The 13,393-nt window shown below is 44.4% G+C and carries 14 protein-coding genes; 13 read left to right on the forward strand and 1 reads right to left on the reverse strand.

Annotated elements, in window-relative coordinates; translation table 11 throughout:
• Positions 1–440 precede the first annotated feature (440 nt).
• The 8 genes from C170_RS28995 to C170_RS29025 all read left to right on the forward strand — a co-directional run bounded on the left by C170_RS28995 (position 441) and on the right by C170_RS29025 (position 5,729).
• Positions 441–761, forward strand: coding sequence for a GNAT family N-acetyltransferase (locus tag C170_RS28995; protein WP_036617154.1), 321 nt, complete (start codon positions 441–443; stop codon positions 759–761).
• Between the two features lie 30 nt (positions 762–791).
• On the forward strand, positions 792–1,271 hold the full coding sequence (locus tag C170_RS29000) for a DinB family protein (protein WP_036617157.1): 480 nt from the start codon (positions 792–794) through the stop codon (positions 1,269–1,271).
• Between the two features lie 42 nt (positions 1,272–1,313).
• A complete protein-coding gene (locus C170_RS29005) occupies positions 1,314–1,742 on the forward strand; it encodes a GNAT family N-acetyltransferase (protein WP_051447463.1) in 429 nt (142 codons plus the stop codon).
• A gap of 33 nt (positions 1,743–1,775) precedes the next feature.
• Positions 1,776–2,648 carry an aminoglycoside phosphotransferase family protein gene (locus C170_RS29010; protein WP_036617161.1) on the forward strand — a complete coding sequence of 291 codons (873 nt, stop codon included), beginning with the start codon at positions 1,776–1,778 and terminating at the stop codon, positions 2,646–2,648.
• Between the two features lie 134 nt (positions 2,649–2,782).
• Positions 2,783–3,130, forward strand: coding sequence for a hypothetical protein (locus C170_RS29015; RefSeq protein ID WP_081746078.1), 348 nt, complete (start codon positions 2,783–2,785; stop codon positions 3,128–3,130).
• A gap of 239 nt (positions 3,131–3,369) precedes the next feature.
• Positions 3,370–4,371: an endo-1,4-beta-xylanase gene (locus C170_RS29020; RefSeq protein ID WP_036617163.1), complete on the forward strand. Its 1,002-nt coding sequence runs from the start codon at positions 3,370–3,372 to the stop codon at positions 4,369–4,371.
• A gap of 202 nt (positions 4,372–4,573) precedes the next feature.
• On the forward strand, positions 4,574–4,744 hold the full coding sequence (locus C170_RS30980) for a hypothetical protein (protein WP_155985153.1): 171 nt from the start codon (positions 4,574–4,576) through the stop codon (positions 4,742–4,744).
• Positions 4,745–4,910: 166 nt separating this feature from the next.
• Complete coding sequence (locus C170_RS29025) at positions 4,911–5,729, forward strand: purine-nucleoside phosphorylase (protein ID WP_036617166.1); 819 nt, start codon at positions 4,911–4,913, stop codon at positions 5,727–5,729.
• A gap of 118 nt (positions 5,730–5,847) precedes the next feature.
• Here the strand turns inward: C170_RS29025 and C170_RS29030 are convergent, their stop codons facing one another.
• Positions 5,848–6,924, reverse strand: coding sequence for a LacI family DNA-binding transcriptional regulator (locus C170_RS29030; protein WP_036617169.1), 1,077 nt, complete (start codon positions 6,922–6,924; stop codon positions 5,848–5,850).
• A 540-nt stretch (positions 6,925–7,464) separates the two neighbouring features.
• Between C170_RS29030 and C170_RS29035 the strand changes: the two genes are divergently transcribed.
• From C170_RS29035 to C170_RS29055, 5 genes are read left to right on the forward strand one after another with little or no spacing between them, the layout of a single operon-like run.
• A complete protein-coding gene (locus C170_RS29035; protein WP_223200008.1) occupies positions 7,465–8,325 on the forward strand; it encodes an ABC transporter permease in 861 nt (286 codons plus the stop codon).
• Between the two features lie 16 nt (positions 8,326–8,341).
• Positions 8,342–9,223 carry a carbohydrate ABC transporter permease gene (locus C170_RS29040; RefSeq protein WP_036617174.1) on the forward strand — a complete coding sequence of 294 codons (882 nt, stop codon included), beginning with the start codon at positions 8,342–8,344 and terminating at the stop codon, positions 9,221–9,223.
• A gap of 55 nt (positions 9,224–9,278) precedes the next feature.
• Entirely contained in the window at positions 9,279–10,889 is a 1,611-nt protein-coding gene (locus tag C170_RS29045) for an ABC transporter substrate-binding protein (protein WP_155985154.1), read from the forward strand.
• Between the two features lie 25 nt (positions 10,890–10,914).
• Entirely contained in the window at positions 10,915–12,387 is a 1,473-nt protein-coding gene (locus C170_RS29050; RefSeq protein WP_036617179.1) for a glycoside hydrolase family 32 protein, read from the forward strand.
• A gap of 28 nt (positions 12,388–12,415) precedes the next feature.
• On the forward strand, positions 12,416–13,315 hold the full coding sequence (locus C170_RS29055; protein ID WP_036617181.1) for an ROK family protein: 900 nt from the start codon (positions 12,416–12,418) through the stop codon (positions 13,313–13,315).
• Positions 13,316–13,393 lie beyond the last annotated feature (78 nt).

The raw sequence follows: 13,393 nt of genomic DNA on the forward strand, positions 1-13,393 counted from the left end.
AAGATGGACCGCTCCGAACAGAGTATGGTTTCCCGCTCCGATTCTTTACGGATTATCATTATGCTAATTCTGAGGGAACTATCTGGTTTATATCTGGCATCTATTTAAATGTACTTCTATATTTGTTCAATGTCCTGTTTATTTATGCAGGAATTCATGTGATCTTATATATAAAAAAGAAATTAACTAAATAAATTGAACTGAATATTTACACGAAATGGAGAGGACAGAAAAAACCTGAAGAAGCGAAGTGTTCGCCTAATAGCTTTCTGAAAGAAAGCTGCATCGGAAGCATAGGCTTATCCCCTGAGTTTCCCATTATAAAATGAATCAAAAAAATTTGGGGATAACAACGATCGTAAGGTTGTTCTGTCATCGGAATGGTAAGTGTAAATATTCAATAGTTTAATTTATATAGATATAAAGATGGAGTGATTACGATGAAGCAACTTCCAGTAGAATGGAAGTCAGACCGACTTATTGTCTCGAATGTGGAAGAATCCGATATTCCTGAACTCGAGTCCATATATGAGACCAGTCGGTACTTGCATCAATGGGATGGACAAGAATTAATTCAGGCATTGACGCGTCACTTTTCCGAACTTGGTTACAAGGAAATTCGAATTAACGTGGCGCTCAAAAATTGGCCTGCATTACGCTTCTGGATCAAATCCGGATTCAATCAGATTAGTAGAATTTATGGTGATCTTCAACATTCGGAGGATACCTTTGCCAATACAGAATTGATCAAATCTCTCTGAAAAATATAGCCGATAAAGGGGAATATACCAATGGAAACATTCTTCCGTTATAACTGGATGGTGCGTGAGCAATGGTATGTGTGGTGTGAAGATGTACCGCTTGAAGAATTGCTTCGGCCTCGCACGGGCGGAGTAGGCAACATATTACAAACGTTATTTCATATCATTGATGTAGAGTGGAGCTGGCTTCAGTTGCTTCAGGGCAAACCGGATGATGCAGAAGATTTTGCAAACTACCAGAATCTTGAGGCGGTAAGGCGACTCGATCGCAAGTTACGTCCTGATGTGGAGGCATTGGTTACAGCATGGGATTCGAGTATGGAAAAAAGAGCTTTTATTGATTATCGCTCAGCTGGCAAGACGAGTACATATTCATGGGGAGAAGTTATGCGACATGTGATCGCCCATGAGATCCACCATATGGGACAGCTGTCGGTATGGGCCAGAGAATTGGGCAAACAGCCAGTATCCGCCAATGTCATTGGCAAAGGCCTGATTATACCTGACTAACAGGGAGAGAGCGGCATGACATGAATGAACGGAGGAGAAGTGATGATTCATTGCAGGAGAGCTACGATTCAGGATGGTGAAGTGATGAGCCAATTATCCCATCAACTGGGTTATGTCAGTACAACTGAAGAAATCAAGGAGAGATTAACTCGTCTCTCTTCCTTACCAGACCATTATGTATGTGTGGCTGAGATTGATTCGAGGGTCGTAGGCTGGGGCCATGTACAGGGAAGACATTCCATTGAGAGTCCATCTTTTGCCGAGATTGGTGGACTAGTTGTGGATGGGATTCATCAAGGGATGGGGATTGGTAAGATAATCATGAGCGAATGCGAGGAATGGGCTCGGGTTAACGGCTTTGATAACATTCGGGTACGTTGTAACGGAAAAAGGGAATCTGCACATCGGTTTTATATAGCTATCGGATATGAAGAGAAGAAATGGCAGAAGGTATTTGATAAACGATTATAATCTAATCTTGTGTATCATGGAAGGAGGAGAACGATGACGATTCAACTTAGCCAGATGAATTGGATTGAACTGGATGAACGTATCCAGCAGGTGATGGAACAGGAGTATCAGATCATTCCCTTGCCACCTGGACTGGAAGCGAGTGTGATGAGAATCGAAATGGAAGATCAGTCGTACGTATTGAAAGTCTGGGACAAGGATTCCAAACCGGATATCGCCAAACAATATCGATTATTGTCCAAGCTTTATCAAAGTGGAATTCGTGTTTCCAAACCCTACGGTTGGGGATTAGACGAGCAAGAGAATCAAGTGCTGTTAACGAGCTATGATGGAAAGCCGATTACCCAATTAACACCAACCAAAATGACACATTTGGCTGAGCGATTAATGGAGGTCCATCGTTATCCGGTGAATAAAGTGGGTACTGGAGAAGATGAAGAATACATATTCAGGTACGATTTTGTTCAATACTTTTTTCCTCAAATTGAGTTACATGACGATATAAATGATCTTCTGGCAAACTTGATCCAGCAGGTCCAGATCAGACAGGATCGCTTGATTCATGGCGATTATAATCTGGGAAACATTCTTGAGATGGACGACCAGTACACCATCATCGATTGGACTAATGGGCAGGATGGTGATCCAAGGTACGATATGGCATGGTCTGTGTTTCTGATCACCGTCTATAATGGGGAAAGTTATGGCGAGATGTATCGCGCTCAATTTGCACGTTCTGCAAGTTATACGTACACGCTGGAAGAGGAGCAGGTTTTTGAAGCTGTAGCTTGTCTTCGCTGGATTCTGTTAAAGCGCGTTGGGAATGTACCCATGGGGCCAAATGTAATGGAACGGGTTCACAGCATGACTGTCCATAATCCATATTTGAATGAAAATCTGCTGTAATCGTAATACGAGGATATACAATGACGACAGTATACGACTAAGTAATAGAAAGACCACTATTTTAAATAAAATAAACAGTCAGTCCTAAACTAGCGATCCTCGCATACCTATGATAGTAGAGGAGCGTGATCGATATGGAGCAGAAAGTGCAAACCTACTTTGAACTGAAACAGCAGCAAAAAGATATTGAGCAGCAGTTGTCTGTACTACGAGATGAGATTGTCGCGTATTGTGCAGAACAAGGGGTCTATGAGACGCAGGTTGGTGGTTACACCGTGAAAACAGTGCTTCAGAACCGGAAGGAATACGATGATCAGAAGCTGTATGCTTCTCTTCCAGACCCGGACATCTGGCGATTGTTGTCCAAGGTAGACAGCCATAAGCTGAAAAGCCTCATCAAGCTGAACATTCTGTCCGAGGAGCAAATTAACCCGGCATGCACCGTGAAACAGGTGACTTTGTTACAGGTGGACAAGCTGTAAGGCTTCATATCTTCTTTGTATATGAGTTGAATTTAATTGAACAGCCCGATCACAAAACACCTTCCGAGAAATATTCTGTTTAGATGAGCAGTCGGACATACGTGGAGGTGTTTTTGTTGTGCAAATAGGGCCGAGGATCATAAATAGTTAAATATGAGGGGGAAGAAGTATAATTTGTTCATTGTAAGCGCATTCAACAAACGATATGATGGATAAAAACTGGCAGGGAGGAATTGTAAATGCCAACTGAAATTCCATCATTACATGCTGCGTACGCTAATACGTTCAAAATAGGTGCTGCTGTACATACCAGAATGTTGCAGTCCGAAGGGGATTTCATCGCCAAACACTTCAATAGTATCACGGCTGAAAATCAGATGAAATTCGAAGAAATTCACCCGGAAGAGGATCGTTATTCATTTGAGGCGGCGGATAAAATTGTTGATTTTGCTGTTGCCCAAGGGATTGGGGTTCGCGGACATACTTTGGTCTGGCATAATCAAACATCGAAATGGGTCTTTGAGGATACCTCAGGTGCTCCCGCTTCCAGAGAGCTGTTATTATCTCGCTTGAAGCAACATATTGATACGGTAGTAGGTCGGTATAAGGGGCAAATATATGCGTGGGATGTCGTCAATGAAGCTGTTGAAGATAAGACCGACCTGTTCATGCGGGACACGAAGTGGTTAGAGCTGGTGGGGGAAGATTATTTGCTGCAAGCGTTCAGTATGGCTCATGAAGCTGATCCAAATGCGCTTCTTTTCTATAATGACTACAATGAGACGGATCCGGTCAAACGGGAGAAGATCTACAATCTGGTTCGGTCTTTGCTTGACAAGGGAGCGCCTGTACACGGGATTGGGTTGCAGGGGCATTGGAATATTCATGGTCCTTCGATTGAGGAGATCCGAATGGCTATTGAGCGTTATGCTTCACTGGATGTGCAGTTGCATGTTACGGAGCTGGATATGTCCGTGTTTCGTCATGAGGATCGTCGAACGGACCTCACCGCGCCAACTTCAGAGATGGCTGAGCTACAGGAGCGTCGATATGAAGAAATCTTTAATTTGTTCCGTGAGTATAAATCATCCATTACCTCTGTGACGTTCTGGGGAGTAGCGGACAATTATACCTGGCTCGACCATTTCCCGGTTCGTGGGCGAAAAAATTGGCCCTTTGTTTTTGATCAGCAGTTGCAGCCTAAGGAATCATTTTGGCGTATCATTAACCCTATGTCCTGAACATCAGGGAAGTGGAGAGAATCGGTCACGATGTGGCCGATTTTTTGCTGTAGTCAATATAGATTATACAGTACGGTTATCTCGTTCGTGATTGAACACCACGCTTGTATGTGTGTAAGTATATGGATTTTTATGGAATTTTATGATAGGGTAAAAGAAAGGCAATCTCGAACAATATTCTTTTCAGAAATGAGTTGAGAAGATGGATCGCACCCGCAATTACCTGTTAATATTTGCAGGAAACTTGGTCGCTGCGTATTATATCTTTGAAGAAGGTGCTTTTGCCAAACCACTGATGTTTGCAACATTGATGCTGTTACTGATTATGACAATCGATTACATGAAAAGTAGAAACAAATATACATTGGATTAGGGTATGTCCATGTTTTTAAACGATTCTGGAGCATAGGGTCGTTTTTTTTATTGTATATAGAATAGCTTCCATTTACATCATGACCATTGTTCATTACACTTGATGAGTAACACCTCATTAACTCAGTTTTCGTTAACTCAATTCAGATCATCAGGAGGATATCATTATGCATCAATCCGCACATATTCAGGAAGCAAGAGATTACATATTAAACCGAATCCATACCAAACCTGCCGTAGGCATGATTCTGGGTTCTGGACTGGGAGCGCTCGCGGACGAGATTGAAAATGCGACCGTTATCCCGTATACAGATATTCCGTATTTCGCTCAATCTGAGGCTATCGGCCATGCCAATGAATTGGTTATTGGTGAACTGATGGGCAAAACGGTTGTAGCGATGAAAGGCCGCCTTCATTATTATGAAGGTTTTACATTGGACGAAGTGACTTTCCCCGTTCGGATCATGAAGGCGCTGGGTGTCGAGCAATTGCTTATCACCAATGCATGCGGAGCCATCAACACAAGCTTTGAGCCGGGTCAACTGATGCTCATTACAGATCATATTAACCTAGTAGGTAATAACCCTTTGATGGGGCCTAATAATGCTGAACTGGGTGTGCGCTTCCCAGACGTATCACAGGTATACAATCGCGAACTGCGCAGTATTGCTCTTAAGGTTGCAGAAGAGCAGAATGTTGGCCTGCAGCAAGGTGTCTATGCATGGTGGAGTGGCCCGGCATATGAGACACCAGCGGAGATTCGCATGATTCGTACGATGGGTGCGGATGCAGTGGGTATGTCCACGGTACCTGAAGCCATTGTTGCCATTCATGGCGGTATGAAGGTACTAGGCATTTCCTGTCTGACCAACATGGCCTGTGGTATTCTGGATCAGCCGTTAAGTCATGATGAAGTTATTGAAGTGGCTGCGCAAGTGAAAACAACCTTTATCGGACTTGTAAAAGGCATCTTGAAAGAGATTTAATCGCGAGATGATTTTTTATCTAGGCCACGATGGATAGGATAGAGTTTTCATCCAACCCAATCGAAACCACAAAAAAACGTATGTTTCACGAGTTATTACTCGTGAGACATACGTTTTTTTATTTTGCAGAACTATGAACCATCTGAGAATGATCGGCCATGATTGCTGGTGTGGACTCCCTGATGATGGGTTTGGTCACAATGTGAGAGACCTGATACGGCTGTGCCGGGCTATTTATCCGGGATAACAGCATCTCCGCAGTCTTAATGCCCATCTCATTGCTATAAATATGAACCGTTGTTAATGCTGGCTCAATAATTCGAGATTGGGGTGCATTATCGAATCCGCATATCGCAATATCCTGTGGCACAGCGACATTTCTGTCTTTTAACGCCCTGATCAGATCAACTGCTATAAAGTCATTAGCGCATACGTAAGCGGAAGGTAGGGATGCCAGCTCTGCCACTCGCTGGTTCAACCATCCTGGCTTGGAGAAACACAGGCGATCATTATCTACGATGCAATGGGACAGGTCGACCTGCAACCCCGCCTCCAGCATAGCACGCTGATATCCAACCCATCGTTCATTAAAGCTCTTGCAGTGATTGTAATCTCCGACGAATCCAATACTTGTGTAGCCGCTCTCAATTAATTTTGTGGTTAACTGATAGATGCTATGTTCATTCTCCATGAGTAGCAGATCTGCTTTGAATTCGGGATAACATATGTTGGAAGCGCAATCGATAAAGATGGTGGGAATGCCCAGATCGGTAATCAGCTGTGTATATTCCAGATCAAATAATTCAATGCAAATGATGCCGTCCACTTTGGCTATATCAAAATTGTTGGGAAGTGTAAGTGTATCTTGATCGTCTTCACGCACGATATGAATCGAGAGATTGTATCCCTCTGCACTGATTCTTTTCTCCAGACCACTGATTAACAACGAACCAAAGTGAGATGTATTAGGCAGGTTTTCAGTTAACAGGGCGATATTGCCCGGAGCCTTGGTTAGAACATGCTCATTGTCCATATAGGCAAACTGTTTATATTTAAGTTCAATTGCTTTTTTAATTACACGATTTCGGGTTTCATCCGGGATGTTTCCGCTATCATTTAATGCTTTGGAAGCCGTATTCCTGGAGATCCCCAAAGCATCAGCGATGTCTTGTATCGTGACTTTTTCCTTTGCCATCTAATGCTTCACCTCTAATCATCAATAGTCATCCATATTCTTCTCTAAGTCAAATGTATAATAGAACGGGACAAATAGCAATCTCTGTTTTACAAATGCACAATTACATTTACATTTAGATAGTCGAATTCTATTTTCATAATTGTTCCAGAAGTTTTGTTAATTAGTGTAACAATAATAATCTATTCCAGTCATGATATAGAAAAATCTATGCGGGTATTAACGATTCAGTGCTGTATATATGCAAATTTAGTCCTCTTTAGTTACATTAATGCAAAGATGAAATGATCAAATGCACAAATATTTTTTTACAAAACGTATTGACTAAATCCGTTGAAACCTGATAAATTGTAAATTATCAAATAGGCAATTGTAAATATTGAAAGCCCTTACTGAAAACAATTGTCAACTTCTAGAATGAACGGGGGTATCGTGTTGGATAACATAGCCGACAGCAAAAAGGGCGAAGGAAGGGTACTGAAAGTGAGGACGACAAGCGGTCATAGGTTACAGCAGCTCAAAAAAAATTACTTTTTATATATGTTGCTTGCACCAGCCTTAATTTTGACTCTTATCTTCAAGTACATTCCGATGTACGGAGCCATCATTGCGTTTAAGGATTTCAGTCCGATCAAAGGCATCATGGGTAGTGATTGGGTAGGACTGAAGCATTTTGAGAAATTTATAGCTTCACCCAATTTCGATATCATTTTAATGAATACGCTTAAACTCAGCTTTTTGGGATTGATATTCAGTTTCCCGGTGCCCATTTTACTGGCACTCATGCTGAATCAGGTACGCAAAGCTGGCATCAAGAAAAATATTCAATTGTTTCTGTACGCACCCAATTTCATCTCGGTTGTTGTGGTTGTGGGTATGCTGTTCATCTTCCTCTCACCGACAGGGCCAATTAATCAATTAGCCACATGGATTACAGGTCAGCCGATCATGTTCATGTCTGAACCGGAATATTTCCGCTGGATCTACATTTTGTCCGATATCTGGACCGGAGCGGGCTGGGCTTCCATCATATACGTCGCGGCTTTGGCCAATGTTGATCCGGAGCTTCACAATGCGGCTAATCTGGATGGAGCCAATCTCCTTCAGCGTATTCGCCACATTGACCTTCCAACGATTCGTCCAATTATGGCCATCGTCTTTATTCTTGCAGCTGGCGGGATTATGTCCATTGGATTTGAGAAGGCCTATCTGATGCAGACGTCCATGAACCTGCCGTCCTCCGAGATTATTGCCACGTATGTCTACAAGGTGGGGTTACAGTCTGGAGATTACGCTTATTCTGCGGCAGTTGGATTGTTCAACTCGGTTATCAATGTGATTTTGCTGGTGACGGTGAATCTGATTGTGAAGAAATTGAATGAAGGCGAAGGCCTCTATTAGGAAAGGAGTATTATCCATGGTTGTTAAACACACGGGAATGGATCGGTTGATCCTCACACTCAATGCTATCTTTCTCACCTGTGCTGTACTGGTTGTGGTTGTTCCCCTGATTTATATTGTTATCGCCTCATTCATGGACCCCACGGTGTTACTGAATCGTGGACTGTCCTTTAATGTATCGGACTGGAGTCTGGACGGATATCAGATGATTTTGTCCAATCCAGCCATGATCCGGGGGTTTGCAAATGCTGTATTGTATTCGGTTTCCTTTGCACTGATCACCGTGACTGTATCCATATTTGCAGGTTATGCATTGTCGGATGATAGGCTCGCGGGACGTGGGTTTTTCATGATTATCTTTATCATTACCATGTTCTTCGGCGGGGGATTAATCCCTACTTATCTACTCATACGTAATCTCGGCATGCTGGATACGGTGTGGGCGATCATCATCCCTGGAGCCGTTAACGTCTGGAACATCATTCTCTCCAGAACCTTTTTCAAAGGAGTCCCTCGAGAACTGAAAGAAGCTGCAAACGTGGATGGCGCCTCTGAGATGAAGATTTTCTTCCAGATCGTCATTCCGTTGTCGAAACCGATCATTTTTGTACTCGCACTTTATGCGTTCGTTGGGCAATGGAATTCCTATTTTGATGCAATGATCTATCTCGATAATCCGAACCTGCATCCGTTACAGCTCGTTCTGCGTTCCATTCTGATTCAGAATCAGGCTGCACCGGGCATGATCAGTGATCAGCTCGCGATGGCAGAACTGAAACGGCTCTCCGAGATGATTAAATACTCAGCGATTGTCATTTCGAGTCTGCCACTCATCATCATGTATCCGTTCTTCCAGAAGTATTTCGAAAAAGGTGTCATGGTCGGTTCCCTCAAATAGTGAACAGCCTGCGATACAGTAAGTTGATCCAATCCAACTCATGGAGGTCATTATTATGAAAAAAGTGAACAAATCCAGAAAAGCCGTTACAACGGCATCCATTTCCATGTTATCTGCAATGCTCTTTTTAACCGCCTGTGGCGGAGGTGGAGGCGGCGGCGCGGCAAGTGAGGCGCAATCCCCTGATGGCAAGGTGACATTGAATTTTATAACACAGAGCTCTCCGCTGGCTCCCGCTGATCCAAACGACAAGCTGATTAACAAGCGACTCGAAGAGAAAACCAATGTGCATATCAACTGGAAGAACTATACGAGTGATGTGTTTGCAGAAAAAAGAAATCTGGCGGTCGCCAGCGGTGATTTGCCGGATGCCATTTTTGATGCAGGTTACGGGGACTATGATCTCCTGAAACTGGCGAAGGACGGGGCGATCATTCCACTAGAGGACATGATTGAACAACACATGCCCAATCTGAAAAAGGTGCTGGAGGAAGCTCCCGAATACAAGAGCATGATCACGGCTCCAGACGGACATATTTACTCATTCCCATGGATTGAAGAACTCGGAAGTGGCAAACAACGAATTCAGGCAGTGGATAACTTGCCTTGGATTAATGTGGAATGGTTGAACAAGCTTGGACTGAAGATGCCAACGACAACCGAAGAACTGAAAGAAGTATTGATCGCGTTCAAAACTCAAGATCCAAACGGCAACGGTAAGGCCGACGAAATTCCGTTATCTTTCATTAACAAACCGGGCGGAGAAGATCTGACATTTCTCTTTGCGGCATTTGGACTCGGAGAGAACTGGGATCATACCGTGGTAACCAATGATGGGAAAGTGGTCTTCACGGCAGCTGATGAAGGCTACAAGGAAGCGGTTAAATACATTCATGAGTTGGTTAAGGAAGGCCTCGTGGATGTCGAATCGTACCAACAGGATTGGAACACGTACCTGGCGAAAGGCAAGGATAATAAGTACGGCATGTACTTCACATGGGATAAGGCTAACATTACAGGCATGAATGATACGTATGATGTTCTGCCTCCGGTTGCCGGGCCTAACGGAGAGGTCAATGTCACAAGAACAAACGGAATAGGACTTGATCGTGGTCGCATGGTCATTACCAGCAGCAATAAAAACCTGGAATCTACAGCGAAGTGGGTAGACCAACTGTACGATCCGCTCCAATCTGTGCAGAACAACTGGGGTACTTATGGAGACGAGAGTCAGCAAAATATTTTTGAATTCGATGAAGCCAAAGGGATGCTGAAACATCTTCCGCTGGAGGGCTCTGCACCAGTTGAACTCAGACAAAAAACCAGTATCGCCGGACCATTGGCCATACTCGACAGTTATTATGACAAATACACAACCAAACCGGAAGATGCGGCTTGGCGGATGGAACTTCTCGACAAGGTTATGGTTCCGCATATGAAAGCGGAGAACGTATATCCAAGTGTGTTCTTCTCCATTGATGAACTGGATCGCTTGTCCACGATTGAGACCGATCTCTTCGCCTACGTGTTACGTCTGCGTACAGAATGGTATCAGAACGGGAAAATAGATCAGGAATGGGATGCTTACTTGAAAGAGTTGGATCGCCTTGGATTGCAAGAATGGCTACAGATTAAACAAGCGGGATATGACCGTAATAACAAATAAAGAAAAGTACGGAGGAGAAACCATAATGTCGACAATTCTTAAACAAGATTACAGAAATGAATACCATTTTTCACCAAAAGAGAAGTGGATGAACGACCCGAACGGCATGGTGTTTTTCAATGGGGAGTATCACTTGTTCTATCAGCATCACCCACATGGAACCACATGGGGCCCCATGCATTGGGGCCATGCAGTGAGCAGGGACCTGATCTCCTGGGAGGAACTTCCGATAGCTTTACTCCCCGATGAGAATGGCACTATATTCTCGGGAAGCGCCGTAGTGGATTGGAATAATACGAGCGGATTCTTTGAGGGTGAGCCAGGATTGGTTGCTATTTTCACCCATCATCTTGAAGTTAAAAACCAAGATGCCATACAAACCCAGAGTCTGGCGTATAGCAAAGACAACGGCAGAACCTGGACCAAGTACGAGGGTAATCCGGTATTAAAGCATGAGTCCTTTGTTGATTTCCGTGATCCCAAAGTGTTCTGGCATGAGCAGACCAAGGAGTGGGTTATGATTATCGCTTGTGGTCAAACGGTATGTCTGTATCGTTCTCCCAATCTGAAGGATTGGACGTTAGGAAGTGAATTTGGCGAAGGGATCGGTTCACACGATGGCGTGTGGGAATGCCCGGACCTGTTCCCGCTTGCAGTGGATGGAGATTCAGGGCAGGTGAAATGGGTGATGCTTGTTAGCATCGGTGCAGATCCTGCATTCATAGAAGGGTCCAGAACGCAATATTTTACCGGAGATTTTGATGGAAGTACATTTGTTCCAGATGAGGCCTCCCATACGGTTCGCTGGATTGATTATGGTCGGGATAACTACGCAGGAGTTAGTTGGTCTGACGTTCCTGAGGAAGATGGAAGACGCCTCATTATCGGCTGGATGAGCAACTGGATGTATGCCAACCAGACGCCAACCAATGATTACCGTGGAGCAATGACCATTGCCCGTGAGTTGACACTGGAGACAAGAGCGGGAGAAGTTATATTGATTCAACGTCCTGCACGTGAACTTGAGCAAGCCCGTACGCCAGTATTGTCCCTACAGGATGCTTCGATTCGGGAAGTGAGTGAGCAGTTGGACGCTTTGCAACTAGTGAACTATGAGATCCATGCAGAGTGGACTCAGGATCAGACGTTCCATTTTGCACTAAGAAGCGGCGCAGATCACGAGACGGTCGTTGGTGTAGACTTGATCCGAAGTGAAGTGTACGTTGATCGTAGTCGATCGGGCATAGGCAATTTTCATGAACTTTTCCTGAGCCGTCATACAGCTGAGTTAAAAGAAGTGAACGGAAATCAAAGTTTGCGTATCTTTGTAGATCATTCATCTGTGGAGGTATTTGCAAATGATGGTCAGGCGGTTATTACGGATCTGATCTATCCGGATGCGGATTGCCAAGGCATCTCTGCTCATGCCGAAAATACAGATCTGGTCTTCTCTTCACTTCATATCTATGAGATATCATCAACCAAGGCTAAAGGTTAATTGTAATGAAGGAAAGGAGCCCAGAATGATGCGCATTGGAGCCATAGAAGCGGGCGGAACAAAGTTTGTATGTGGTGTAGGTAATGAACATGGACAGATTGAAGATCGGATCAGCTTTCCAACAGAACATCCGGAGACCACTCTTGCCAAGGTGATCGACTATTTCAGGGATAAAGATGTGGAAGCCATAGGGGGCGGCTCCTTTGGTCCGATTGATCTGCAACCGGATAGTCCCACCTATGGTTATATTACGACCACACCTAAGCCTGGGTGGGAAAACTGTAATGTGATTGGAACCTTGAAGCATGAATTTTCGGTTCCTTTTGGATGGGATACGGATGTGAATGCTGCCGCGCTCGGTGAAGTGACGTGGGGTGCGGCGCAAGGACTGGACAACTGTGTATATTACACGATTGGTACAGGAGTTGGTGTCGGACTTGTGGCAGGGGGCCAACGAGTACACGGATTGTTACATCCCGAGGGTGGACATATTCGGACAAGACGCCATCCAGACGATCACTTTGCCGGATTATGCCCATATCATGGCGATTGTCTGGAGGGTATGGCAGCAGGTCCAGCCATTGAAGCCCGTTGGCAGATCCCTGGCAGTGAACTGCCGGCGGATCATCCGGCGTGGGAGATTGAGTCCTTTTACATTGCGGAGTCGATTACAACGGCCATCTTGCTTCATTCGCCGCAGAAGATCATCCTGGGCGGTGGTGTGATGCAGCAAGATCATCTGTTTCCTATGATCCGGGAGCAGGTAGTGCGGAATCTCAATGGTTATGTAAATGCAGCCCCAATCACGCAACATATCGACCAATATATTGTGCAGCCCGGATTGGGCCAGCATGCAGGCTTGTGTGGTGCGCTAGCATTGGGTCTGGAAGCATTGCAACATGCAGCACAAGCTTCACATGTTTCATAGTTCTCTAAAATAATCTACATCCCAGAAGGGATGGCTGCGGGTTCGCTTATTGGTATAAGCAAGACTGCACCGTCCTTT

Origin of the sequence: Paenibacillus sp. FSL H7-689, from assembly GCF_000517905.1 — a bacterium.
In the GTDB taxonomy this organism is placed as follows: Bacteria; Bacillota; Bacilli; order Paenibacillales; family Paenibacillaceae; genus Paenibacillus; species Paenibacillus amylolyticus.